The sequence below is a fragment of the Parafannyhessea sp. LCP19S3_B1 genome (assembly GCF_052121955.1).
Lineage (GTDB): Bacteria > Actinomycetota > Coriobacteriia > Coriobacteriales > Atopobiaceae > Parafannyhessea.
In genome coordinates this window covers 91030-116168 of the sequence record NZ_JBQKDH010000005.1, presented here as the reverse complement: position 1 = coordinate 116168, position 25139 = coordinate 91030, and the positions used below count along the sequence as shown (strand labels likewise).

The following is a 25139-nucleotide window of genomic DNA, read 5'->3' as shown; positions in this document are numbered from 1 at the left end:
CCATGCCGCGCATGTCCATCGTGATTCCCGTGTACAACGCGGAGCGCTACCTTAGGGCGTGCCTCGCGTCCGTGCTGGGACAGACCATGCGCGACCTCGAGGTCATCTGCGTCGACGACGGCTCCACGGACGATTCGCCGCGCATCCTGGACGAGTGCGCAGCGCGCGACGAGCGCCTGCGCGTCATCCACCAGAGAAACGCCGGTGCCGGCGCCGCGCGCAACGCCGGCATGGACCGGACCACGGGGGACGTCCTTCTCTGCGTGGACGCGGACGACACGCTCGCGCCCGACGCGTGCGAGGTCGTTTCGGACTCCTTTGCGCGAACGGGTTGCGAGGTCATGTGCTTCGGCTTCACGTGCGTGCCGGCCGACCGCACGCCGGCGGCCATCGCAAACAGGCTCCGCCCGCGCGACGCGCTCATCGAGGGCTTCCATCCCGAGGTGCTCTTCACCGAGAACGTCAGGCCCTTCTCGTGGCGGTGCGCCCTATCGCGCGAGTTCTGCGAGCGCGTCGGTGCGCGCTACGACGAGGCGCTCACGCTCGGAGACGACCAGTACTTCCTGTTCTACGTGTACCCGCGAGCGCGGAGGATCCTGCTCTGCTCCAGGCAGCTGTACGCGTACCGCATGACCGACGCATCCATGATGCACGCCGCGTCCGCGAGCGGGGCGAGCCTCGCGAAGAAGCTCTCCAGGCACCGCGACGCCGTGGCGGCGATACTTTCGGACTGGAAGTCGAGCGGGTGGCAGGACGTCTGCGCGGGGCGCATGCTCGACTGGGACGTGGACCTCGTGCTCCTGGACGCAAGCGCGCTTCCCGAGGCGGAGCAGACGAAGTTCTGGAGCGACTATCTGGGCGTGCTCGCGGACTACTTTGGAGAAGAGCGGCTGCGCGGCGCCGGCGGCGCCACGGGTGCGGTGCTTCGCGACGTGAGGGGCCGCCTTTCGGGCTCTCGCGCGGGCGCCTGCGTGCGCAGGGGTACCGTCGGCGCGTTCTACCTGCGGCAGCGCGGGCTCGTAAACTGCGTGCGCCGCGTGGTGAGGTCGCGCTTCTAGGCGTGCCTTCCGTTCCTTCGGACGCGCGTTTCGTGTGCGGGTAAATTAGTAGTTGCGTTGGAAGAAATTCCGCGTATATTGAATGCAACCCTTTAAGCACGGTGCGAGACGCCGGCAAGGAACATATGCCCTGCGGGGCCATGAACGCCTTCCTGACGCCTGTGTACCGTGTGCCAACGGGACATTGGCGTCTTTTTTGGAAGGAGTGCCATGGCTGAGAACAAGCCAAAGGCGGTCATCATGGATGGCCAGGCGATGGAGAGGGCCATCACCCGCATCGCCCACGAGATCGTCGAGCACAACGAGGGCTCCGACGACATCGCGCTCGTCGGCATCATCCGCCGCGGAGAAACGCTTGCGACGAGGCTTGCGGACGCGATCGAGGCCATAGAGGGAAACAGGCCGAAGGTCGGCTCCCTCGACATCAGCTTCTATCGCGACGACTTCATGCGCAACGTCGCCCCCGTGCTGCACGGCACCAACATCCCCTTCAACATCGACGGCGCGAACATCGTCCTGGTGGACGACGTGCTGTATACGGGCCGCACCGTGCGCGCCGCGCTGAACGCCCTCACGGACTACGGTCGCCCCAAGACGGTCCAGCTGGCGGTCATGGTGGACCGCGGCCACCGCGAGCTGCCCATCCGCGCCGACTACGTTGGCAAGAACGTACCGTCCTCGCACGAGGAGGACGTGCGCGTGTGCATAGAGCCTCTCGACGATCACAACTCCGTCGAGATCTGGGACATCAACGTCGAAAAGAAAGCTGGAGGTGCGAACTAGATGCTATCCGTCAAGAACCTCATCGACACGTACAGCCTGACCGCCGATGACATCACGCAGATCCTTGACACGGCGGCCGCGTTCGAGTCCGTCAACAATGGCCGCGTGATCAAGAAGGTGCCGGCGCTGCGCGGCCGCACGATCGTGAACCTGTTCCTGGAGCCGTCCACGCGCACGAAGAGCTCGTTCGAGCTGGCCGAGAAGCGCCTGTCCGCGGACTCGCTGTCCATGGGCGGCAGCACGTCCTCCGTCGTGAAGGGCGAGAGCCTGGCGGACACCATCCAGACCATCGACGCCATGAACGTCGACATGTTCATCTGCCGCGCGAGGCTCGCCGGCACCCCGCAGAAGATCACCGAGAACACCGACGCCGTGGTCATCAACGCAGGAGACGGCAAGCACCAGCACCCGACGCAGGCCATGCTCGACCTGTACACCATCCGCAAGCACTTCGGCCACCTCGACGGCCTGAAGGTCGCCATCGTGGGCGACCTCGCGCACAGCCGCGTGTGCGGCTCGCTTGCCCCCGCGCTCAAGACCATGGGCGCCGAGGTCACGCTCGTGGGGCCCCCGACGTTCCAGGTGGACGACCCCGACTGGTTCGGCTGCCCGCAGACGTGGAGCCTCGACGAGGTCATCGACTCCGTCGACGTCGTATACATGCTCCGCGTCCAGCTGGAGCGCATGGAGGGCGCGACGATCCCGTCCCGCCGCGAGTACAACCGCCTGTACGGCCTCGACATGAAGCGCGTCAGCCGCATGAAGGACAACGCGATCATCTGCCACCCCGGCCCCATGAACCGCGGCATGGAGATCAACGCGGACGTAGCGGACTGCGCACGCTCCAGGATTCTTGACCAGGTCAACGCCGGTGTCCTCACCCGCATGGCCGAGATGTACCTGCTTCTGGGAGGAGAGAACAATGGCATTTCTGCTTAAGGGCGCACACGCCGTCGACCCGCAGATCGGACTCGACGAGGTAGTCGACGTCCTTCTCGACGGAAAGGAGATCGTCGAGGTGGGCCATGGCCTGGAGGCCCCCGAGGGTGCCGAGGTCATCGATGCCGCGGGCAAGTACCTGGTTCCCGGCCTCGTCGACATGCACGTGCACTTCCGCGACCCCGGCTTCGAGTACAAGGAGACCATCGAGACCGGCTCTCGCGCGGCGACGCACGGCGGCTTCACGGACGTGGCGACCATGCCGAACACCGACCCCGTGACCGACACGGGCACGGGCATCCGCTACCAGATCGACCGCGGCCGAGCGGCCGGGCTCTGCCACATCCGCCCGATCGGCGCGCTCACCCGCGGCGAGAAGGGCGAGGCCCTCGCGGAGATCGGCGACATGGTGCTCGAGGGCGCCTGCGCCTTCAGCGACGACGGCCACGGCGTGCAGGGCGCCGGCATGATGCGCACCTGCATGGGCTACGTGTCGCAGTTCGACCGCGTCGCGATCGCGCACTGCGAGGACGAGTCCCTCACGGCCCACGGCGTCATCAACGAGGGCAAGGCCTCCACGCGCCTTGGCATGTTCGGCTGGCCGGCGCTGGGCGAGGAGCTCGAGATCTACCGCGACATCGAGCTCTGCCGACTCACCGGCTGCCCGCTGCACATCGCGCACATCTCCACCGAGAAGGGCCTGGACCTGGTGAGGGCCGCGAAGGCCGAGGGGCTGCCCGTCACGTGCGAGGTCACCCCGCACCACCTGTTCCTGAACGAGGACGACATCGACAGCACCTACAACACCAACCTGAAGATGAACCCGCCGCTGCGCCTGAAGAGCGACATGCTCGCCCTGCGCAAGGGCATCGTCGACGGCTCGATCGACTGCCTCGTGACGGACCACGCGCCCCACGCCCAGCACGAGAAGGACTGCGAGTGGGAGATCGCGTTCTTCGGGACCATCGGCCTCGAGACCTCGCTTCCCCTCATGCTCACGAACATGGTCCGCACCGGCGAGATCAGCTGGAGCAGGCTCGTCGAGGTCATGGCTGTCAACCCGCGCCGCGTGCTCAGGCTCGCCGACGTGAAGATCGAGAAGGGCTCCAAGGCCGACCTCACGCTGATCGACCCCGAGAAGGAGATCACCGTGACCGAGGACTACTTCGAGAGCAAGTCCAAGAACTCCGCGTTTTTGGGCGATACGCTCATGGGCGTCGCCTCGGACGTCTTCGTCGACGGCAAGCGCACGCTCGCCAACGGCGTGGTGGCCCAGTAACGCACTATCATGGTGGCGCGGGGCGCTGGGCCTCGCGCCACCATTCTCTTGAAAGGAGGCCGCCGTGCAGCCAAGTGCCAAGGTGCACCTGTACGACTTCAGCGTGCGCTCGAACGAGGCCGTGGGCAGGGACGTCTTCCGCATGGTGATGGAGTCGCCGGAGCTCGCGGGCGAGCTCGCGCCCGGCCAGTTCATGAACATCGCCGTGCCGGGCGACGCGTCGCACATCGTGAGGATCCCGCTGTCGTTCTCTGGCGCGGACGCGGGCGCCGGGACGATAGAGCTCGTGTACGCGGCGGTCGGCGAGGGCACGCGCCGCCTTTCGCAGATGGGCGCGGGGTCCGGCTCGACCGTGGTGGGCCCGTGCGGCAACGGCTGGCGCGTGGCGCCGGGCGGCCGTGCGCTCGCCGTAGCCGGGGGCGTCGGCGCGCCCCCCGTCATAGCGGCGGCGCGGGCGCTCGTGGCGGCCGGGCGCGACGTGGACGTCATCCTCGGCGCGCAGACGAAGGACCGCCTCTGGGGCGAGAAGGACGCACGCGACCTCGGCGCGAGCGACGTCGTGGTCACGACCGACGACGGCTCGTACGGCCGGAGGGGCTTCACGACCCAGGCGATGGAAGACCTTCTCGCCCAGCGAGACTACGACCTCGTGGTGACGTGCGGCCCGTCCGTCATGATGGCCGGGGTGGCCCGGCTGGCCGAGGCCGCGCACGTGGCATGCCAGGCGTCGCTCGAGCGGATGATGACCTGCGGCTTCGGCGCGTGCAGCACGTGCAACGTCGCCATGCGCGCCGGCGGCTACAAGTCGTGCTGCATGGACGGTCCGGTGTTCGACGCGGAGGAGGTGGCGTGGTGAGCAAGGTCTCCATGGCCGTCGACCTGGGCGGCATAAGGATGAAGAACCCCGTGAACACCGCGTCCGGCACGTTTGGAAACGGCTGGCAGTTCGAGGGGTTCTACGACGTGGGAGAGCTCGGAGCCATCACGACGAAGGGATGCGCGGCCAAGGCATGGGACGGGAACCCCGTGCCGAGGATGTGCGAGCTGCCCTCGGGCATCATGAACTCCGTGGGGCTCCAGAACCCCGGCGTTCGCGCCTTCGTTGCGAGCTACGGCGAGTACCTCGCGGGACTGGAGCGGCGCGGCTGCAGGGTCATCTGCCAGGTGGCCGGACACTCCGTAGAGGAGTACGTGCGGGCGCTGGAGCTCTTCGAGGAGCTGGCGCCGTTCGCGTCCGGCTTCGAGATCAACATATCGTGCCCGAACGTGAGCAAGGGCGGTGCGGCCATGGGCGCTACGCCCGCCGCCGCGGCTGAGGTCATGGCCGCGGTGAGGCCGGTCACGAAGCGGCCCATCGTGGTGAAGATGGCGCCGCACGACGTGGGCGAGATCGCGCGGGCCCTCGAGGCGGAGGGCGCGGACGCGCTCTCGCTCATCAACACGATCCCCGGGATGGCGATCGACGTGCGCACGCGCAAAAGCAAGCTCTCGCGCCCGACTGCGGGCGTATCCGGCCCGGCCATACACGCGATCGCCGTGCGCATGGTGTGGGAGGCGCACAAGGCCGTAGACATCCCGCTCTGCGGCATCGGCGGCGTCACGAGCGGCGAGGACGCGGCGGAGTTCATCCTGGCGGGCGCGACGGCGGTATCTGTGGGAACGGCGAACCTGGTTGACCCGACGGCCGCGCCCCGCGTCGAGCGCGAGCTGGAGGCCTGGGCGGAGTCCCAGGGCGTGAGTGACATCAACGAGCTGATTGGAGCCTTCGAATGCTAAGTGACGACGAGGCGCGCGAGTCCATCATCATCGCGCTCGACTGCGACCGAGACACCGCCATCGACCTTGCGACGCGCCTTCAGGGCAAGGCACGCTGGGTGAAGGTGGGCATGACGCTGTTCTACGCGGAGGGGCCCTCCATAGTGAGGGAGATGCGCGACCGCGGATTCAAGGTGTTTCTCGACCTTAAGCTGCACGACATCCCGTTCCAGGTGAGGGGCGCGGCGCGTTCCGCGTCGCTCACGGGGGCGGATCTGCTCTCCATCCACGGCATGGGCTCGTCCGAGATGGTGCGCCAGGCGCGCGCCGGCGTGGAGGACGCGGCCGAGCGGCGCGGCGGCGACAGGACGCGCCTGGTCGCGATATCGGTGCTGACGAGCATGGACCAGGACGCGCTTGCAGAGATCGGCATCGACGTGCCCGTGGAGCGCGAGGTGGAGCGCCTGGCCGGGATGTCCGTGGGCGCGGGCGCAGACGGCATCGTGTGCTCGCCGCGGGAGGCCGCGCAGATGCGCGAGCTTCTGGGGCCGAAGGCGCTCATCGTGACGCCGGGCGTGAGGCCTAAGGGCGCGGCCGTGGGCGACCAGAAGCGCATCGCCACGCCGGCGAGCGCCATCGGCGCGGGCGCGTCGATGCTCGTCATTGGAAGGCCGATCACCCAGGCGGACGACCCCGTGGAGGCCTACGAGGCCGTCGTGAGCGAGCTTTGCGAGGCGTAACTACCGCCTTTACGTGGAGAAATAGGGCCCAATTGTGGTTTTAGGACCCTGCGAGAACCTATTTGGGAACAATACCCTTGTAAAATGGGTGCCCAATTGGCAAACTATGTGCTTGCGATTGATGACCTGCCCATTTGCGAACGGGCATGCATAGATGTGAAACCTACTGTTTGGAGGAACCATGGCACTACCTCAGCTTACGGACGAGCAGCGCAAGGCCGCGCTTGAGAAGGCCGCACAGGCTCGCCACGAGCGCGCTGAGCTTCGCGACAAGATCAAGAAGGGCGAGATCTCCCTGGAGGACGTTCTCGACTCCGAGGATCCCATCGCGAGCCGCATGAAGGTCTCCGCCCTCATCGAGTCCCTTCCCGGCTATGGCAAGGCCAAGGCCTCCAAGATCATGGACGAGCTCGGCATCTCTGCCACGCGCCGCGTCAAGGGCCTGGGCGCGCGCCAGCGCGAGCAGCTCCTCGAGGTGCTCAACAAGTAAGCGATGAGGAAGCCTCGTTTATTCGTCATCTCCGGACCGTCAGGCGCAGGGAAGGGCACGCTCGTCTCCGCAGTGCGAGAAGAGCGTCCGGACCTGGGCCTGACGGTTTCTGCGACGACGCGTCCGCCTCGGCCCCACGACATTCCGGACGTCTCGTACCACTTCCTCTCGGAGGAGGAGTTTGACCGTCGCATCGAGAGAGGCGATTTCCTGGAGTGGGCCGAAGTGCACGGGCACAAGTACGGTACCCTGCGCAGCGAGGTGGACGGCCTCATGGCCGCCGGCAAGTCCGTCATCCTCGAGATCGACGTCCAGGGCGCGTTCAACGTGAGGCGCATCTACCCGGACGCCGTGCTGGTGTTCATAGAGCCGCCGTCGCTCGAGGTGCTCGAGCAGAGGCTGAGGGGGCGCGGCACCGAGGACGAGGCGTCGATAGAGCTTCGCCTTGCGAACGCCCGCCACGAGATGGACCTTGCGAAGGACTACGACGCGCGCGTGGTGAACGACGACCTCGCGACCGCCGTGAGGGACCTCGCGAACGTTCTTGAAAGCTACGAGATGGATGGAGGCAACTCCTAAATGGCAGTTACCAAGCCAGAGATCGACGATCTTCTCGCCAAGACCGAGCACAACCCCTTCCTGCTGTGCGCCCTTGCGAGCAAGCGCGCCTGCGACATCAACAACATGATCCGCGGGCAGCACCTGCGTGTGACCGCAATCCAGGACTTCGACGACATCACGACCGTGGTGAGCGGCGAGGACACGGTGTCCGTCGCGATGAACGAGATCGAGGACGGCACGCTGAGCTACGACAAGGACGAGTTCGACGAGGAAATCAAGGGTTCGAACGCACTCGTCGACCACAACCTGTAAGCCATGGCTGACAGGGTTTGCCTCGTCCACTACCACGAGATCGGCCTGAAGGGCAAGAACCGCTCCACGTTCGAGAACCAGCTGGTGACGAACCTGCACAGGGCCCTGAGATCGTTCGACGTAGCGGACATCAAGAGGATATCCGGCCACATCCTGGTGACGGCCGCCGACGGCATGGCCACCGACGACATGGCGCACGCCATATCGCGCGTGCCGGGCGTCGCGCGGGTGTCCGTTGCCTACGTGTGCCGCCAGGATCCGGACGAGTACTGCGCGGCCGCGGTGAGGGCGCTTGGCGAGGCCGGGGAGTTCGGCTCGTTCAAGGTGCACGCCAGGAGGTCCTCAACCAACTACGAGCTGCACACGCTGGACATCAACCGCCTTGTGGGAAGCGTCCTGTGCGAGAAGTTCCCCGACAAGAAGGTCGAGATGCACCACCCTGACGTCACGGTCATCGTGATGGTGGTGAACGCGAGCGTGTACGTGTACACGGACACCGGCGTGGGCGTGGGCGGCCTTCCCGTGGGGACGGCCGGCAAGGTCGTGACGCTTCTGTCCAGCGGCTTCGACTCTCCCGTCGCGACGTGGATGGTCGGGCGCCGCGGCGCCGTGTGCGTGCCCGTGCACTTCTCGGGCCGGCCGATGACGGCGGACACGAGCGAGTACCTGTGCCAGGACATCATCAACGCGATGGCGCCCTCCGGCATGGTAGGCCGCCTGTACGTGGTGCCGTTTGGGCAGAAGCAGCGCGAGATATCGCTGTGCGTGCCGCAGAGCCTGCGCATCATCACGTACCGCAGGGTGATGTTTGCCGTGGCGGAGCGCATAGCCCGCCTGGAGGGCGCGAAGGCGCTGGTGACGGGCGAGTCGCTGGGCCAGGTGGCGTCGCAGACGCTCGAGAACATCTCCGTCGTGAACGAGATGGTGAGCATGCCCGTGCTGCGGCCGCTCATAGGCTCCGACAAGCAGGAGATCATGCGCCGCGCGCAGGAGATCGGCACGTACGACATATCCGCGCAGGACGCGGCGGACTGCTGCACGCTGTTCATGCCGCGCCGCCCGGAGACCCACGCGAAGCCGGACATGGTGCACGAGGCGTGGGACTCCTTCGACCACGACGCCATGATCGAGGAGCTGGTGCAGAGCGTGGAGTACGTGGACTTCGACCAGTGCCCCTCGTACAAGCCGCCCCGCCAGCTGAGGGCGCGCCACCGCGAGCTTGCCCCGGCGGTGTTCGAGCGCCGCGGCGAGAAGGACGCGACGGGCGAGAGGGGCGCGGCCACGGAGTAGCGATGCTCCCGGTGGACGGACCTTCTTGCACCTGCCTTTGCGCGACGTGCGCAGACGGGCGAAAGACATCCGCAATGCCGATTTGAACAGACGGACGCATGCGCCACCCCCGGTCCCATGATGGGACTGGGGGTGGTTTGCTATGGCGCAGAGGGCGAGGGGACCCGCGGGAGGGCTTCCGGAGAGATACGGCCTGAGGGGGCGGAAGGGTCCCGTCATGGCAGCGGTGGTGGCGGCCGCGGGCCTGGCGGTGGTGGGGGCGCTGCTGCTGCCCGGAAGGGGCGGGGGCTTCGAGGTGACGCGCGCCGACGCGGGAGGCGAGGTTGCGCAGGAGAAGGCGAAGGGAGGGCGGGACGCGAGCGAGAGCGCAGGGAGGGGTCGTGACGAGGGCGACTCCGCGCAAAAGGCAAAGGCGGAGGAGACGAAGGTCGCCGCCGTGATCGTGCACGTGGACGGTGCCGTGGAGAACCCAGGCGTGTACAGGGTCTACTCGTCGAGCCCGAGGGTGAACGACGCGGTGAGCGCGGCGGGCGGGCTCGCGAAGGACGCGGACACCACGGGCATCAACCTCGCCGCGTCGCTTTCCGACGGACAGAAGGTGCACGTTCCGAGGCAAGGCGAGGAGGTGCCCGAGGAGGCCGCGCAAGACGCCGCTGGCGCGCCGGGCGCGGACGCGGGCGCGGCGGGAAGCGACGGAGGGGGAGCGGGGGACTCCACGGGCTCCGGCCTCGTCGATATCAACACGGCCGACACGACGGAGCTGCAGCGGCTGCCGGGCGTGGGCGAGGCGACGGCCGCGGCCATCGTGGAGGACCGCACGAGGAACGGGCCGTTCGCGAGCCCGGAGGACATCATGCGCGTATCGGGCATCGGCGAGAAGAAGTTCGAGCGGATGCGGGCGATGATACGTGTCTGACCACGAGTGGGTTCCGAACAGGCCGTGCGTGCCCTTCTCGCTCTACCTCCTGTGCGCGTGCGGGGTGGCGGCGCAGACCGTGCTTGCGCTTCGACTGCGCGCGGGCCGGCCGTGGGCGCCGGCAGCGGCGTGCGTGGTCGCGATGGCCCTGGCGTGGCGCGGTGTGGGGAGCACCTCGTGCGCGACGGCGACGCTCTCGCGCGTCGTGCTTGCGGCGGGGACGTGCGGCCTTTGCGCCTGCCTCGCGTCCGCGCAGGTGGGGGTGGCGGAGGGAACGGCGCGTGCGATGGAGCGAAGCGCCGTCTCGTCGTGCGAGCTCGAGGTGTGCTCGGACGCCTCGCTCGGCACGAGGGGATACCGGGCGCGCGCCCACGTGTGGCGCGGCGGCGTGCGCATGGGCGACGTGTGGGTGCGAAGCACGGAGCGATACGACATGGGTGAGCGCCTGCGCGCGGTGGGGAGGTTCGGCAGGGGGGCGGGAGAGTGGAGGCTCGCGTCGGAGCGGCAAGGCGTGTGCGGTACGGTCTCCGTCGTGCACGCGTTGGGCGTGACGCAGGCGCCGGGCCTTCGCGCCTGGGTGAACGAGAGGAGGCGCGTGGCGCTTCTGGCCATGGAGCCGGACCGCTCGTCCGCGCGCGCGATTCTGGCGGGCAGCGTGTGCGGCTCGAAGGACGCCATGGTGCGGGAAGGCTTGGACAAGGTGTTCGCCGCGTGCGGCGTCGCGCACCTCGTCGCGGTGTCCGGGGGGCACATCGCCATCGTGGGTGCGCTCGTGGAGCGGCTGCTGGGCAGGACCAGGCTCGGCCCCGTGTCGCGGACGATCGTGTTGCTTGCCGCGACGGGCCTCTTCGTGCTGTTCTGTGGGGCGCCGGTCTCTGCGGTGCGCTCGTGGCTCATGTGCGTGGTCGCCTTTGGCTCGCGGGTCGCGGGACGGCGCGGGCATTCGCTCTCAGCGGCGTGCGCGGTCGCGCTGGGGATGGTGATGGTGGACCCCTCCGTCACGGGCCAGGTGGGTTTCGTGCTGTCCGTCGCCTCGGTCGTGGGGCTCTGCCTGCTCTCGCCCTACTTCGGCTACGTCATGCGCCAACTGGTGGTTCGTCCGCGGCTTCACGCGCGGGTGCCGCGACCCGTGAGGCGAGGGATGGACGGGGTCGTGGACTTCGCGCGCGACACGCTGTCCGCGTGCCTTGTGGCGCAGTTTGCGACGGGGGCGATAACGTGCTCGATGTTCTCGCAGCTCTCGCTCGTGGCGCCGCTCGCGAACCTCGCGCTTGCCCTGCCGTTCACGGTCATGGTGGGTGCGGGCATGGCGGTCGCGTGCCTTGCCGGGACGCCGCTTGCGGTCGTCGCGCTCGTGCCGTGCGACGTGGCGGGGACGGCGGTCTCTCGCCTGCTTGGGTGGATGGGTCGGCTGCCGTACGCGTGCGTCTCCGTAAGCTGCGACATGGCGGTTGCCGGCGCGGTGACGGTCGGCGTGACGGCCGCGATCCTCGTCTGCTGGCCGCGGGTCAGGCGCGGCCCCGTGCTCGCGGCGTTAGGGGCGCTCGCCGCCGTATCGCTCTGCCTGCTGCTGAGGTGGCGGTTCTTCTCGCCCGCGCGCGTCTGCGTGCTGGACGTGGGACAGGGGGACGCCATCCTCGTGCAGCAGGGGGCGTCGGCCGTGCTCGTGGATGCGGGGCCGGACCAGGCGGCGGCCGCGGAGCTCGCGCGTCTGCACGTGATGCACATCGACGCCGTCGTGGTTACCCACATGCACGACGACCACTTTGGGGGCGTGGGCCAGGTGCTGGGGGAGGTCCCGTGCGACGCCGTGCTTGTTGCAAGGGGCGTTCGCGGCAACGTTCCGGAGGAGCTTGCGGCAGAGCTCGAACGACGCGGGATGGGGGACGTGCGGGAGGTGGGCCTGGGCGACGAGCTCGCGGTGGGCGACTTCAGGCTGAGGGTGGTCTGGCCGGAGGCGCCGGTGGACGGCAGTGAGAACGCAGACTCCATAGAGCTCGCGCTGACGTACGACGACGGGTCGAGGACCATGTCCGGGCTGCTTACGGGCGATGCCGAGAAGGACGAGACCGGAGGCGCCCTCGCGGCGGGCCGCGTTGGCGACGTCGACTTTCTGAAGGTGGGGCACCACGGCTCGAAGGTCTCCGTCACGCCGGACGAGGCGCGCGAGCTGGCGCCGGAGGTCTCAGTCGCGAGCGCCGGCGCCCACAACCGCTACGGCCACCCGTCGGCGGAGTGCCGACGCGTGCTTGAGCGGGCCGGCTCGCGCTTCCTGTGCACGATGGACGCGGGCACGGTGACGCTGGAGCCGGGCGAGAGGGGCGTGCGCGTCGTTACGGAGCGGTCCCCTTGAGCGCGGTCGGGTGTAGTATGGATGTCCTGACGATGGGAGGAGGAAGCATGGCGAAGGCGGCGCTCTTGCCCGCATACCTCATAGTGGGTTCGGACGAGCTCAAGAGCCGGCAGGCAGTGACCAGGCTGAAGGGTCGGCTCGAGCCCGGGCTTGCCGCGTTCAACCTGGACGAGCACGTGGCGGGACCGGACCTCGTGCCCGGGGACGTCGTGGCCTCGCTCAACACCATCCCCATGGGGGCGGGATTCAGGCTCGTGCTCATAACGAAGGCCGAGAAGCTTCCGAAGCCTGTCTCGGAGGCGATCATCGCATACCTGAAGGATCCGAACCCTGGGTGCACGCTCTGCCTCGTGGCGACGACTCTCGCGAAGTCGACGCGCCTGTACAAGGCCGTCAAGGCGGTCGGCGCGCACTCGATAATCGACTGCGCCCCGAAGAAGCGCTGGCAGCTGGCTCCCACGGTCGTGCGCATGGCCGCGCACTACGGCATGCAGACGGACGAGGCGGCGGCGGCGGAGCTCGTGAGCCGCGTGGGAGAGTCGACCACGATGATCGACGCGCAGCTGAGGTCCCTCGCGGCGCTCTGCCGCGACCGCGGGCGCATCACCGTGGCGGACGTGGAGCAAAACGTCGCAAGAACGGCCGAGGTGAAGCCGTGGGACTTCCTGGACGCGGTGTGCGCGCGCGACGCCGCGAAGGCGCTCGGTCTGTACCACCTGATGCAGAACCCGTCGCAGATCGCGCTGACGTCGCTTCTGTGCGGACGCCTCCGCGAGCTGGTGTGCGCGAGGTCGCTTGCGGCCAGGGGGGAGGGCGGGCTCCTCGCCTCAGAGCTCGGCAAGCAGCAGTGGCAGGTGAAGAACCACCTCTCTTGGGCGCGGCGCTTCGCGGACGGCGAGCTCGAGGGCTCGCTCGAGCGCTGCGCGCGGTGCGAGCGCGCGCTCAAGGGTGGCGACGACCCGGAGACCACGTTCGTCTCGCTCGTCCTCTACGTGTGCGGGCGGGCTTAGCGCGAGCGTCGAGGGGGCGGTGACGGCGCCGTGCCCGGCACCGTGCGACGTCATGCGTGAAGACCCCCGATATACAAAAAGACCCCGTCCGTGCGGGCGGGGTCGAGAAGGCAAACTGTCGAGGTGGCCTACTTCAGGGAGTTGACCAGCTTCTGCACGCCAGACTTGCGGTTAGAGGCCTGGTTCTTGTGGATGATGCCCTTGGAGGCTGCCTTGTCGAGGAGGCGGTTGGCCTTGTTGGCGGCAGCCTGTGCGGCGTCGGCATCCTTGGCGGTGACGGCGGCGCGGACGTCCTTGACGGCAGTCTTCAGCTCGGAGCGGACTGCCTTGTTGCGCATGCGCGCCTTCTCGGCGGTGATGATGCGCTTCTTCTGAGACTTGATGTTAGCCACGTGCGGTTCCTTTCGGTTCTGATCCTTGAGGCCTCTATTTTGAGGTGAAGGACGTGGGGTATCCGACACCTGACACGGCGAGGTCGACTTACGGAGTATAGCAGAACCGGTCCCGCATGGTGCCGCGCATCTTGCCTGCGCGCAGGTGCGGGCATAAATTCACATTCTGTCCAACGCGCGGGCGCGTGCGGGCGGGCGATTGGGTTTTGAAAGGCGCCTGCGGGCGAGAAGAGCACGAAATCTGCTTGGGACGTGGCCTCGACTGCGGCCGCGCGTGGGTTATCATGGGTCGCATGAACAAGACAGACCTTTCACTCATCCGCAACTTCTCGATCGTTGCGCACATCGACCACGGCAAGTCGACCATCTCGGACAGGATCCTCGAGCTCACCCACACGGTGGACGAGAGGGACCTGTCGTCGCAGATGCTCGACTCGATGGACATCGAGCAGGAGCGCGGCATCACCATCAAGAGCAACGCCGTCCGCGTTATGTACGCGGCCGACGACGGCAACACCTACCAGTTCAACCTGATAGACACGCCGGGACACGTCGACTTCACGTACGAGGTGTCGCGCTCCCTCGCCGCGTGCGAGGGCGCCGTGCTCGTGGTGGACGCCACGCAGGGGGTCGAGGCCCAGACGGTCTCGAACGCGAACCTCGCAATGAACGCGAACCTGGACATCGTGCCGTGCATAAACAAGATCGACCTTCCCTCCGCGCACCCGGACGAGGTGAAGGAGGAGATAGAGGAGGACCTCGCCATACCGGCGGACGACGCCGTCTGCGTGTCCGGCAAGACGGGCGAGGGCATCCACGACCTGCTCGAGGCCATCGTCTACCTGGTGTCTCCCCCCAAGGGCGACGCGGGCGCGCCGCTGAAGGCGCTCATCCTGGACTCGTACTTCGACGAGTACCGCGGCGTCGTCGCGACGGTCCGCGTGTTCGACGGCGTCATGCGCAAGGGCGACCGCCTGAAGATGATGGCCCTGGGCGACACGTTCCTGTGCGACGGCGTCGGCTGCAAGCGGCCGCTGGAGACCTCGCTGGACGAGCTTGGCGTGGGCGAGGTCGGCTACGTCGTCACGGGCCTGAAGGACCCGGCGCTCGTTAAGACCGGCGACACCATCACGTACGAGGACAGGCCGTGCGCGGAGCCGTGCCCCGGCTACCACGAGGCGAAGCCCATGGTGTTCACGGGCCTGTTCCCCATCGACAACAAGCAGTACGAGAACCTGCGCGACGCGCTCGAGAAGCTGAAGGTGAACGACCCGTCGCTCACATGGACGCCCGAGACGTCCGTCGCGCTTGGCTTTGGCTTCCGCGTGGGATTCCTCGGCCTTCTCCACATGGAGGTCGTGAAGGAGCGCCTGGAGCGCGAGTTCGGCCTGGACCTCATCGCGACGAGCCCGTCCGTTAACTACCACGTGTACAAGACGGACGGCAGCATGATAGAGATCACGAGCCCGCAGGACCTGCCCGACGTCACGCGCATCGAGCGGATCGAGGAGCCGTACCTCAAGGCGAAGGTCATCGTACCGCCCGACTTCATGGGCGCCGTGATGCAGCTGGTGATCGACCACCGCGGCGAGACCCGCGACATGGTGTACCTGTCCGAGAAGTCGGTCGAGATGCACTTCGACATCCCGCTGGCCGAGCTGATTCTGGACTTCTTCGACCAGCTGAAGAGCCGCACGAAGGGCTACGCCTCGCTCGACTACGAGATGGGCGAGTACCGCGAGAGCGACCTGGTGAAGCTTGACATCCTGCTCGCCGGCGAGGTCGTGGACGCGCTCAGCTTCATCGTGCACCGCGACAAGGCGTACGACATGGCCCGCGCGCTGTGCGACAGGCTGAAGGAGATCATCCCGCGCCAGCAGTTCGAGGTGCCCATCCAGGGCGCCATCGGCAACAAGATCATCAGCCGCTCCACCGTGAAGGCGCACCGCAAGGACGTGCTCGCCAAGTGCTACGGCGGCGACATCAGCCGCAAGCGCAAGCTGCTCGAGAAGCAGAAGGAGGGCAAGAAGCGCATGAAGTCCATCGGCTCGGTCGAGGTGCCTCAGGAGGCGTTCCTCGCCGTGCTGAAGGTGGACGACGAATGACGCGGCCGATGCAGCCGCAGACCCCCGCGCAGGTGCTGGAAGAGTTCGCCCCCGCGGCGGCGCTGGGCGAGAAGATCAGCCCGTTTCCGCGCGAGGGCGACCTTCGCTCCAGGCTCGAGGCGGCCCGCTACCTCATGGCGCCGATGGCCGGCGTCACTGACGCGGCGTACCGCCTGATGGCGCGCAGCGCTGGCGCAGGCCTTGCGTACACGGAGATGGTCTCCGTCGCCGGGATCCACTACGGCGGCGAGACCGGCGGCCAGAAGACATGGGACCTGGTGATGCCGCATGACCCCGAGCCGGACATCGCGGTCCAGCTGTTTGGCAGCAAGCCGGAGCAGTTTCGCGAGGCGGCTTCCCGCGTGCAGGAGCGCCTGCAGGGGCCGCTCGCCCTCATAGACGTCAACATGGCCTGCCCCGTGCCGAAGGTCACGCGCAAGGGCGAGGGCTCCGCGCTCCTGGACGAGCCCGGGCTCGCGGCGGAAATCGTGCGCGCGTGCGTGGAGGAGGCGGACGTCCCCGTGACGTGCAAGATCCGCCGCAGCCGCCAGCCGGGCCCCGAGCAGGCGCCGGACTTCGCGCGCGCGATGGAGCAGGCGGGCGCGGCCGCCATCGCCGTTCACGGCCGCACGGCGAGCCAGCTGTATCGCGGCAAGGCGGACTGGGACGCCGTGCGCCACGTGGTCGAGGCGGTCGACGTGCCCGTCATCGGCTCCGGCGACGTGCTCGACGCGCATGCGGCATCGGCCATGAGGGCCTCGACCGGCGTCGCCGCCGTCATGGTGGCACGCGGCTCCTACGGAAACCCGTGGATCTTCTCGGCAGCGCGCGCCTTGGACGAGGGGCGTGAGCCCGCGCAGGTTGGTCCCGCGGAGCGGCTTGCCGCGTTCGAGTGCCACGTGCGGCTGCTTGCCGCCACGGGCGCGCACCTGGCGCGTGCGCGGAGCCTCGCGGGGTGGTACTTCAAGGGCATGCCGTACGCGGCGGAGTGGCGAAACCGCGCGATGGCGTGCGTGACGCTCGAGGACTACCTGGCGCTGGTCGGGGTGCTGCGCGAGCGGCTTGCGGCGGCCGGGCGATAGCGGTGGGCGTGGGTGCGCTGTACGTGCACGTGCCGTTCTGCCGCAGCAAGTGCGCGTACTGCGACTTCTCGTCGTGGGCCACGCGCGCGGGCGACCCGCTCATGGGGGCGTACGCGGCCTCCGCGGCGCGCATGGTGCGCCAGGCGGGGTCGCTGGGGCTCCTCCATGGCTGCCGCACGGGCTATCTGGGCGGGGGCACGCCCACGTACCTGGGCGCGGACGTGCTCGGCGGGCTCGTGGCGGCCATGGCGCCGCACTGCCCGAGCGAGCTTACCGTCGAGGCGAACCCGGACTCGCTTACCGATGACACGCTGGGAGCGCTCCTTGGCGCGGGTGCGACGCGCGTATCTGTGGGCGTGCAGAGCACGAACGCGGCCGAGCTTTCGGCGCTGGGCCGCGTGCACGGGCCAGCCCAGGCGCTCGACGCGCTCTCGCGGGGCGTGGCGGCGGGGCTCGACGTATCGTGCGACCTCATGTGCGCGACCCCGCTGCAGACGGACGAGTCGTGGGAGAGGAGCCTTGCGGACGTGCTGTCCTGCGGCATCGGCCACGTGAGCGTGTACCCGCTCCAGATAGAGGACGACACGGCTCTTGGACGGCGCTACGCGGACGGGGACCCCGCGTTCAACGCGGAGGACGTGCAGGCTGCGCGCATGGAGGCGGCGGAGCGCGCCCTTGGCGCGGCGGGCCTTGCGCGCTACGAGGTGGCAAGCTACGCACGGCCCGGCAAGGCGTGCGCCCACAACCGGGCGTACTGGACGGGCGTGCCGTACCTTGGCATAGGCACGGGCGCGTCTGGCATGCTGTGCGCTGGCGACTACGCGATCCTGCGCACCGCGGCGCCGCGCCTGCCCAAGGCGCCGGACGGCACGTGGCGCGTGCGCCTGACCGTCACGAGCGGGCGCCGCGCGTTTGCGGAGGCCGCGGGCATGGGAGACCTCTCGTACGACCTCGAGTTCCTGACCGAGCAGCAGGCCACGGCCGAGGACCTGATGCTGGGGATGCGCCTTGCCAAGGGCGTGGGAGAAGGACTTCTCGCCCATGCGCGCCGCGCCCTCGGCGCGCAGGCGGTGGACGCGGCCGTGGCCGAGGCGCGGCGCGAGGGTCTTGCGCAGGAGCGCCCGGACGGCGGTCTTGCGCCCACGCGCCGCGGATGGCTCCTGGGAAACGAGCTCTTTGGCATCATGTGGGACCTTGCCCCGGGCACGGTGCTTGAGGCGAGCGCCTGAGCGGGGGCGGCGAGACGAGCCGCGCGCGGCCGCCCCTGCGCGTGACCTGGGGGCATGGGGCGCGAGGTGGGGATTTCCTGCGCGGCGGCGCCGCATGAATAACGGGCGGCCGCATTGGATAGAATTTTGACCGCATGCGCCGTTGGCGCGTGGGAACGCAGACAGGCGGCATGGATTCGGAGCCCCGCATGGCATCAATGAATGAGAAGGACTACTACGCGATCCTGGGCGTGAGCAAGGACGCGTCCACCGACGAGATACGCAAGGCCTTCCAGCAGAAGGCGCGCAAGCTCCACCCGGACGTGAACAAGGCGCCGGACGCGGAGGAGCGCTTCAAGGAGGTGTCCGAGGCCTACGCGGTGCTCTCGGACGAGCAGAAGCGCAGCCGCTACGACGCCATGCGCTCCGGATCCCCGTTTGGCGCGCCCGCGTACGGCGGCGGCTCGCAGGGCTACGGCGCGCCCGCGGACCCGTTTGGCGGCGCGGACCCGTTTGGCTGGGGCTTCCCGTTTGGCGGCGGCGCCTATCGCCGCACGAGCGCCCGCCGTTCGCGCGCGTACAACCCGCGAGCCGGCGCGGACGTCACCATCGACGTGGAGCTGGACCAGGAGACCGCGCGCAAGGGCACGCGCCGCGGCGTCATGTACCAGCGCTACGTCGCGTGCGACGTGTGCCACGGCAGCGGGTCGGTCGAAAGCGAGCACGCGGAGACGTGCCCCACGTGCGGCGGCTCCGGCCACATCAGCCTTGACCTGACGGGGCTGTTCGGTTTCGGCGTGATGGAGATGGAGTGCCCGGAGTGCGAGGGCGCGGGCAAGGTCGTCGCGGACCCGTGCGAGGCGTGCGGCGGGTCCGGGCGCGTGCTCTCCGCGAGCGAGGTCGTGGTGGACATCCCCGCCAACTCGCACGACGGCGACGAGGTGCGCGTGAGGGGCATGGGCAACGCCGGCACGAACGGCTCGTCCTCCGGCGACTTCGTCTGCCGCGTGGGCGTGGCGGCGGAGCGCGTGAACCCGCTGCAGGCGCGCGGGTTCCAGACCGTGGGCTTCATGCTGCCGTTCGTGGTGCTGGGCGCCGTGTCGGGCACGATCGTGTCCATGCTGCCGTTCCTGGCCATCATGGCGGTCATCGCGGGCATGCAGATCAGCCGCGGCGGCGGCGTGGGCCATGGCGGCACGTGGTGGAGGAAGGCCGCGACGCACGTGGGCAACGGCGTGCTGTCGGGCCTTTTGCTCGCGCTGCTCATGGTGTTCATGTTCCAGTGCAGCCCGTACGCGCGCTACTCCGGCGGAGCGGTCGCGCCCGGCGGCGCGAGCTTCTAGCGCGTCCGGCTGGCGCGTTTGCAAAGGTTCCTGCGGGCCTTGGCCCGACGTTCGACATGTGGGAGATAGGTAAGAGTGGCCTCTAAAGACTATTACGAGATTCTGGGCGTCGAGCGAGACGCCGACGCGAAGACGATCAAGCGCGCGTTCCTGAAGAAGGCGCGCGTGCTCCACCCCGACGTCAACAAGGAGCCCGACGCGGAGGAGAAGTTCAAGGAGGTCAACGAGGCGTACTCCGTCCTGTCGGACGAGCGCAAGCGCTCGAACTACGACCGCTACGGCACCGCGGAGGGACCGGGCGGCTTCGGCTCGGACTACGTGGACATGTCGGACATCTTCGGCGGCGGCTTCGGCATCAACGACATCTTCGACTCGTTCTTCGGCGGCGGGCAGGGCGGAGGCTCTTCTCGCGCCGCCCGCACGCGCGGACGCGACATGGGCATCACCCTCAGGGTCACGCTGGAGGAGGCTGCGGCCGGCTGCACCAAGACCATCGCGTACGACCGCCTTGCCCCGTGCGACGACTGCGGCGGCACCGGCGTGGCGGAGGGCGGCCACGTGAAGACGTGCGACAGGTGCCACGGCACCGGTCGCGTGGTAGAGGTGCAGCGCACGATCTTTGGCCAGATGCAGACACAGACGACGTGCCCCGCGTGCCACGGTTCGGGCAAGGTCGTCGACAAGCCGTGCGAGACCTGCGAGGGCCAGGGCCGCACCCCCTCGCGCGAAACGGTGGACGTGAAGATCCCCGCCGGCGTGCACTCCGGCCAGTCGCTCACCGTGAAGGGCAAGGGCGAGGCGGGCGTGCGCGGCGACGCGTCCGGCGACCTCGTCGTGCGCGTGGAGGTCGCGGAGAGCGAGACGTTCCAGCGCCAGGGCGACGACCTGTTCTGCCGCGTGACGGTCGACTCGCTCGAGGCCATCGTGGGCACGACGGTGCGCATGCGGGGGATACTTCCGGACGACGAGGTCGTGGTCGAGGTCCCCGCGGGCTGCTCCTACGGCCAGCAGGTGCGCGTGGAGCGCATGGGCATGCCGCGCGTGGGCACGACGGCTCGCGGCAGCCTCATCGCGGTCATCCAGGTCGTGCCGCCGAAGGACCTTACCGCCGAGCAACTCGAGAGCATCCGCAAGATCGTGGACGCGCGGGGCGAGAAGGACGCGGCGCGCGAGGGCGCGGCAGGTCCGGCGCGGGACGGCGCCTCGGCGGAGACCCGCAGGAAGCCGAAGTTCAAGGGCCGCGGGCGTCGCAACGGAAGGTCGAAGTGACGGCCGCCCCGCGACCGAGGGTCGCGTTCGTGAACCTGGGCTGCCGCGTCAACCGCGTCGAGACCGACGTGATCGCAAGCGAGCTCGAGCGCCACGGCTGCGAGCTCGTGCCGGAAGGCGAGGCACAGGCCATCGTCGTTAACACGTGCGCCGTCACGGGCGAGGCGGAGGCGAAGACCAGGAAGACCGTCCGGCACGCGGCGGGCCTGCCGGGATGCCCCACCGTCGTGGCGACCGGCTGCGTCGCGAGCCTGTTCGCGGAGGAGCTCTCGGCCATCGCGGACAACGTGGTGGTGGAGCCCAACAAGGCGCGCGTCGCGGCGCGCGTTCTGGAGCACCTGGGCATCGTGGACGGCGGCGTGGACGACGCCGGCTCCGTCGTGAGCGTCACGCCCACGCCGACGGGCCGCATGCGCCCGGGAATAAAGATCCAGGACGGCTGCGACAACCGCTGCACGTACTGCATCGTGTGGAAGGCGCGCGGCGCCTCGCGCTCCATGGGCGTGGAAGAGGTCGTGGCGCGCGTGCGCGACGCGCAGTCCCGCGGCGCGCACGAGGTGGTGCTCACGGGCATCAACCTCGGGCGCTTCGGCGCCGAGGCGCCGGACGGCACGAGGGTGGGCCTGCCGGGGCTCATCGAACTTCTCCTGAGGGAGACCTCGATCGAGCGCCTGAGGCTCTCTTCCATCGAGCCGCCGGACGTGACGGACGAGCTGCTGCGCGTCATGGGCGAAAACCCGGAGCGCGTGGCACCGTTCCTGCACGTGTGCCTGCAGTCCGGCTGCGACGCGACGCTGCGCCGCATGGGCCGCGTGTACGACACGGCGTACTTTGCCGACGTCGTGCGGCGCGCGCGGCGGGCGGTCCCCGGGATCGCGCTCGGCACGGACCTCATCGTGGGGTTCCCGGGCGAGAGTGACGAGGACTTCGAGCGGTCGCTCGAGTTCTGCCGCGACATGGCGTTCGCGAAGATGCACGTGTTCCGCTACTCAAGGCGCCCGGGCACGCCGGCGGCGCGCGCGGAGGGCCAGGTGGACCCCCACGTCATGGCGACGCGCAGCCACCGCATGCGCGAGCTTGCGCAGCGGATGCGCCGCGAGCAGGCGCTTGCGCACGTTGGCGAGGAGGAGCTCGTCGTGGTGCAGTACCCGGGCCGCGGCGTCACGGGCGGGCTGTTCGACGCGCTCGTGGACCCGGGGATCGCGCTCGACTCGCTCGTGCGCGTGCGCGTGAGCTCCGTGATGGGCGACGGAACGCTCGTGTGCGCCCGCGCGTAGGTTGGGCGCCGGCGCGAAAGCGTCTATCATAGGGACAACGCATCGTCCGTCAGGAGGAACATGGAACCCACCCACGTCAGGCTCACCATACCGGACTCCGTCGACCCAACGCTGCTCATGGGGCCGGCGGACTCGCTCCTTCGCAGGATAGAGGGGGCGTTCGACGCCATGGTCACCGTGCGCGGCAACCAGGTGAGCGTGATCGGGCCCACGGACGTGGTGGACCAGGTGGTGTCCGTCTTTTCTCGCCTGATAAGGTGCGTGGAGAAGGGCGACGTCCCGACGACCGAAGACGTCGACCTGCTGATAGGCCAGGTGAGTCACGGGGCGAGCGACTCGGCGGACCTTTCGGACGACATCCTGCTCACGTACCGCGGGCGCGCCATACGCCCGAAGACCGCCGGGCAGAAGCGCTACATAGACTCCATCCGCGACAACACCATCACGTTTGGCATAGGCCCCGCGGGCACCGGCAAGACCTACCTCGCCATGGCCATGGCCGTGAGCGCGCTCAAGCGCCGCGAGGTGGGGCGCATCGTGCTCGCTCGGCCCGTGGTCGAGGCGGGGGAGTCCCTGGGCTACCTGCCCGGAACGCTGCAGGAGAAGCTGGACCCGTACGTGCGGCCGCTGTACGACGCGCTGTTTGACATGACGGACATGGAGAAGGGCAACGCCCTCATCGAGCAGGGCGTCATCGAGATCGCCCCGCTTGCGTTCATGCGCGGGCGCACCATGAACGACGCGTTCGTGATCCTGGACGAGGCCCAGAACACGACGCCGGACCAGATGAAGATGTTCCTCACGAGGCTGGGCTTCGGGTCGAAGTTCGTCGTGACCGGCGACCTCACCCAGCGCGACCTGCCCGGCCGGAACGGGCTGGAGTCCGCCCGCGCCGTGCTTGGGGACGTGGACGACGTGAGCTTCGTGGACCTTGGCAGAAACGACATCGTGCGGCACTCGCTCGTGGCGAAGATCGTGGACGCGTACGACAGGGCGCAGGGCGCGCACGCCGCGGGGACCGCCGCGGGAAGGGAGACCACCCGACATGGGGAATAGCTACGACATCGTGCTCGAGGAGGGCATCGTGTGCCCGGTGGACACGGACGAGATCCGCGAGGACTGCGACTTCGTGCTCAGGAGCGAGGGCGTAGGGAGGCCGTGCATGGTCTCCGTCTCCATCGTGGGGGACGCGCGCATGCGCGAGCTCAACGCCGAGTGGCGCGACCAGGACCGCGTGACGGACGTGCTGTCGCTGGAGTGCGAGCGTCCGGACGACGCGGACCTCGCGCCCGGCGAGCCGTGCGAGCTTGGCGACATCGTGCTCGCGCCCGCCTACATCGAGCGACAGGCCAAGGGCTTTGGCACGACGCCTGCGGACGAGTTCCGGCTGCTCTTGGTGCACGGCATGCTGCACCTCCTGGGCTACGACCACCTGGAGGACGACGAGGCCGAGGTCATGGAGGCCCGCGAGGACGAGCTGCTGCGCCAGATCAGGACGGACCGCGCCATCGACCACGTGACCCTCACGCGCCACCGGGGCGGTGAGTAGCGATGATACCCGGCCGCTCGCCGAGCCATCCCTCGTTCAGGCGGAGCTTCCTCTTCGCGCTGCAGGGCTTTCGAACAGCGCTTCGGCAGGAGCGCAACATCAAGGTCATGCTCGCGGGCGGAGCGTTTGCCGTGGCGATGGGAATCATCCTGCGGATTGACGCCGTGAGCTGGGCCATCGTGCTCGTGTGCTGCGGCATGGTCATCGCGGCCGAGCTCCTTAACACCGCGATCGAGACCGTGGTCGACCTGGTGTCGCCGGAGTTCCACCCGCTTGCGGGCCAGGCGAAGGACATCGCGGCCGCGGCGTCGTGGGTGCTGAGCCTGACCGCGGCCGTCGTGGGCGTCATCGTGTACGCGAACGCCCTCGTGAGGCTGTTGGCCGGCTAGGCGCCGCACGAGGAAAGACCGGCACCCGGAGCCGGTGCCTTGGCCGTGCACGGCGCGGCCAAGAACGTAGAGGACGCAATCACCCAGGGGGTGCGCTCCATGGAGAAGGACGAGAAGGGCCAGATGGGCGAGAAGGGCGAGGCGCCGTTCAGGAGTGGCTTCGTCGCGCTGGTGGGACGGCCTTCGGTCGGAAAGTCGACGCTTTTGAACGCCGCGGTGGGCGGCAAGCTCGCCATCACGAGCCCCGTCGCGCAGACGACGCGCAGGCGCATGCGGGCCGTCGTGAACACGCCGGGCTCGCAGCTCGTGATCGTGGACACGCCGGGCCTGCACAAGCCGAAGGACGCCCTGGGCAAGGAGCTGAACAAGGTGGCGCTCGGCGAGCTGGGCGACGTGGACGTGGTGGCGTTTCTCGTCGACGCGACGAAGCCCGTCGGCAGGGGCGACGAGTGGGTCGCGAAGCACGTGGCGGCCTCGAGGGCGCCGTTCAAGCTGCTCGTGATCACGAAGGCGGACCTCGCGAAGCCCGAACAGGTGAGGTCGCAGCTCGACGCGGCGTCCGCGCTCGCGAGGTTCGACGACGCCATGGTCATATCCGCGAAGGAGGGCTTCAACGTCGACTCGTTCGTGAGCCTGGTGGGCGAGCACCTGCCCGAGGGCCCGCGGTGGTTCCCGGAGGACATGGACTGCGACGCGACGGACGAGGAGCTCGTGGCGGAGTTCGTGCGCGAGAAGGTGCTGAACAACCTGCGGCAGGAGGTCCCGCACTCCGTGGGCGTCATCTGCGACGACATCGACTGGCGCAAGGACGGGCTCGCCTCGATACGCGCGACCATCATCGTCGAGCGCGAGGGCCAGAAGGGCATCGTAATCGGCAAGGGCGGCCAGATGATCAAGCGCATCGGCACCCAGGCGCGCCGTGACGTGGAGCGGCTGTTCGACACGAAGGTGTTCCTGGACCTTCAGGTGCGCGTGCAGCCGCAGTGGCGCCGCGACCAGAACGAGATCCGCCGCCTGGGCTACGACTACGAGGAGTAGC

General features: G+C 68.7%; 25 protein-coding genes. 24 read left to right on the top strand and 1 reads right to left on the bottom strand.

The annotated features are described in order from the left end of the window. Positions 1-2 precede the first annotated feature (2 nt). The 14 genes from ACTQWE_RS03720 (at position 3) to holA (ending at position 13486) form a co-directional block, all read left to right on the top strand. Positions 3-1058 carry a glycosyltransferase family 2 protein gene (locus tag ACTQWE_RS03720; protein ID WP_441855620.1) on the top strand — a complete coding sequence of 352 codons (1056 nt, stop codon included), beginning with the start codon at positions 3-5 and terminating at the stop codon, positions 1056-1058. Positions 1059-1268: 210 nt separating this feature from the next. Further along, positions 1269-1841 carry a bifunctional pyr operon transcriptional regulator/uracil phosphoribosyltransferase PyrR gene (gene pyrR, locus ACTQWE_RS03715; protein ID WP_170103526.1) on the top strand — a complete coding sequence of 191 codons (573 nt, stop codon included), beginning with the start codon at positions 1269-1271 and terminating at the stop codon, positions 1839-1841. Further along, positions 1842-2780 (top strand): aspartate carbamoyltransferase catalytic subunit, encoded by a 939-nt coding sequence (locus tag ACTQWE_RS03710; protein ID WP_090845656.1) that lies wholly within the window; start codon positions 1842-1844, stop codon positions 2778-2780. Beyond that, positions 2764-4059, top strand: coding sequence for a dihydroorotase (locus ACTQWE_RS03705; RefSeq protein ID WP_441855622.1), 1296 nt, complete (start codon positions 2764-2766; stop codon positions 4057-4059). Before ACTQWE_RS03710 ends, ACTQWE_RS03705 begins: the two co-directional genes overlap by 17 nt. Before the next feature lie 64 nt (positions 4060-4123). Beyond that, positions 4124-4915 (top strand): dihydroorotate dehydrogenase electron transfer subunit, encoded by a 792-nt coding sequence (locus ACTQWE_RS03700; RefSeq protein ID WP_441855624.1) that lies wholly within the window; start codon positions 4124-4126, stop codon positions 4913-4915. 11 nt (positions 4916-4926) lie between these two features. After that, positions 4927-5835, top strand: coding sequence for a dihydroorotate dehydrogenase (locus ACTQWE_RS03695; RefSeq protein ID WP_441855776.1), 909 nt, complete (start codon positions 4927-4929; stop codon positions 5833-5835). Further along, positions 5829-6554 carry an orotidine-5'-phosphate decarboxylase gene (gene pyrF, locus ACTQWE_RS03690; protein WP_373576659.1) on the top strand — a complete coding sequence of 242 codons (726 nt, stop codon included), beginning with the start codon at positions 5829-5831 and terminating at the stop codon, positions 6552-6554. Before ACTQWE_RS03695 ends, pyrF begins: the two co-directional genes overlap by 7 nt. Before the next feature lie 181 nt (positions 6555-6735). Then, a complete protein-coding gene (gene mihF, locus ACTQWE_RS03685) occupies positions 6736-7044 on the top strand; it encodes an integration host factor, actinobacterial type (RefSeq protein ID WP_090845650.1) in 309 nt (102 codons plus the stop codon). 3 nt (positions 7045-7047) lie between these two features. Then, complete coding sequence (gmk, locus tag ACTQWE_RS03680; protein WP_441855626.1) at positions 7048-7623, top strand: guanylate kinase; 576 nt, start codon at positions 7048-7050, stop codon at positions 7621-7623. Beyond that, complete coding sequence (locus ACTQWE_RS03675; protein ID WP_154540251.1) at positions 7624-7917, top strand: DNA-directed RNA polymerase subunit omega; 294 nt, start codon at positions 7624-7626, stop codon at positions 7915-7917. It begins immediately after the preceding gene. A gap of 3 nt (positions 7918-7920) precedes the next feature. After that, a complete protein-coding gene (gene thiI, locus ACTQWE_RS03670) occupies positions 7921-9207 on the top strand; it encodes a tRNA uracil 4-sulfurtransferase ThiI (protein WP_441855628.1) in 1287 nt (428 codons plus the stop codon). 217 nt (positions 9208-9424) lie between these two features. Continuing rightward, a complete protein-coding gene (locus ACTQWE_RS03665) occupies positions 9425-10123 on the top strand; it encodes a helix-hairpin-helix domain-containing protein (protein WP_441855629.1) in 699 nt (232 codons plus the stop codon). Next, positions 10116-12476 carry a ComEC/Rec2 family competence protein gene (locus tag ACTQWE_RS03660; protein ID WP_441855631.1) on the top strand — a complete coding sequence of 787 codons (2361 nt, stop codon included), beginning with the start codon at positions 10116-10118 and terminating at the stop codon, positions 12474-12476. The genes ACTQWE_RS03665 and ACTQWE_RS03660 overlap by 8 nt, the downstream gene beginning before the upstream one ends. A 47-nt stretch (positions 12477-12523) precedes the next feature. After that, entirely contained in the window at positions 12524-13486 is a 963-nt protein-coding gene (gene holA, locus ACTQWE_RS03655; protein WP_441855633.1) for a DNA polymerase III subunit delta, read from the top strand. Between the two features lie 128 nt (positions 13487-13614). On the opposite strand, the gene rpsT is transcribed toward holA, so the two are convergent. Continuing rightward, a complete protein-coding gene (gene rpsT / locus ACTQWE_RS03650) occupies positions 13615-13878 on the bottom strand; it encodes a 30S ribosomal protein S20 (protein ID WP_090845637.1) in 264 nt (87 codons plus the stop codon). Between the two features lie 293 nt (positions 13879-14171). Here rpsT and lepA point away from each other — a divergent pair, with 293 nt between their 5' ends. From lepA to era, 10 genes are all read left to right on the top strand, one after another. Further along, positions 14172-15983, top strand: a complete 1812-nt coding sequence (gene lepA, locus ACTQWE_RS03645) for a translation elongation factor 4 (RefSeq protein WP_441855635.1) — start codon at positions 14172-14174, stop codon at positions 15981-15983. Continuing rightward, positions 15980-17065, top strand: a complete 1086-nt coding sequence (locus ACTQWE_RS03640) for a tRNA dihydrouridine synthase (protein WP_441855637.1) — start codon at positions 15980-15982, stop codon at positions 17063-17065. Before lepA ends, ACTQWE_RS03640 begins: the two co-directional genes overlap by 4 nt. 8 nt (positions 17066-17073) lie before the next feature. Then, the gene (locus tag ACTQWE_RS03635) at positions 17074-18294 is read left to right on the top strand and encodes a coproporphyrinogen-III oxidase family protein (RefSeq protein WP_441855639.1); all 1221 of its coding nucleotides are present in this window, start codon (positions 17074-17076) and stop codon (positions 18292-18294) included. 188 nt (positions 18295-18482) lie between these two features. Further along, on the top strand, positions 18483-19616 hold the full coding sequence (locus ACTQWE_RS03630; RefSeq protein ID WP_441855641.1) for a DnaJ domain-containing protein: 1134 nt from the start codon (positions 18483-18485) through the stop codon (positions 19614-19616). 75 nt (positions 19617-19691) lie between these two features. Then, positions 19692-20885, top strand: a complete 1194-nt coding sequence (gene dnaJ, locus ACTQWE_RS03625) for a molecular chaperone DnaJ (RefSeq protein ID WP_441855643.1) — start codon at positions 19692-19694, stop codon at positions 20883-20885. Further along, positions 20882-22162 (top strand): MiaB/RimO family radical SAM methylthiotransferase, encoded by a 1281-nt coding sequence (locus ACTQWE_RS03620; RefSeq protein ID WP_441855644.1) that lies wholly within the window; start codon positions 20882-20884, stop codon positions 22160-22162. Before dnaJ ends, ACTQWE_RS03620 begins: the two co-directional genes overlap by 4 nt. A 60-nt stretch (positions 22163-22222) precedes the next feature. After that, entirely contained in the window at positions 22223-23218 is a 996-nt protein-coding gene (locus tag ACTQWE_RS03615; RefSeq protein ID WP_441855646.1) for a PhoH family protein, read from the top strand. After that, positions 23208-23711 carry an rRNA maturation RNase YbeY gene (ybeY, locus tag ACTQWE_RS03610; protein WP_441855648.1) on the top strand — a complete coding sequence of 168 codons (504 nt, stop codon included), beginning with the start codon at positions 23208-23210 and terminating at the stop codon, positions 23709-23711. Before ACTQWE_RS03615 ends, ybeY begins: the two co-directional genes overlap by 11 nt. 2 nt (positions 23712-23713) lie before the next feature. Further along, positions 23714-24100 carry a diacylglycerol kinase family protein gene (locus ACTQWE_RS03605; RefSeq protein WP_170103538.1) on the top strand — a complete coding sequence of 129 codons (387 nt, stop codon included), beginning with the start codon at positions 23714-23716 and terminating at the stop codon, positions 24098-24100. Between the two features lie 99 nt (positions 24101-24199). Further along, positions 24200-25138 (top strand): GTPase Era, encoded by a 939-nt coding sequence (gene era, locus ACTQWE_RS03600; protein WP_235927272.1) that lies wholly within the window; start codon positions 24200-24202, stop codon positions 25136-25138. Position 25139 lies beyond the last annotated feature (1 nt).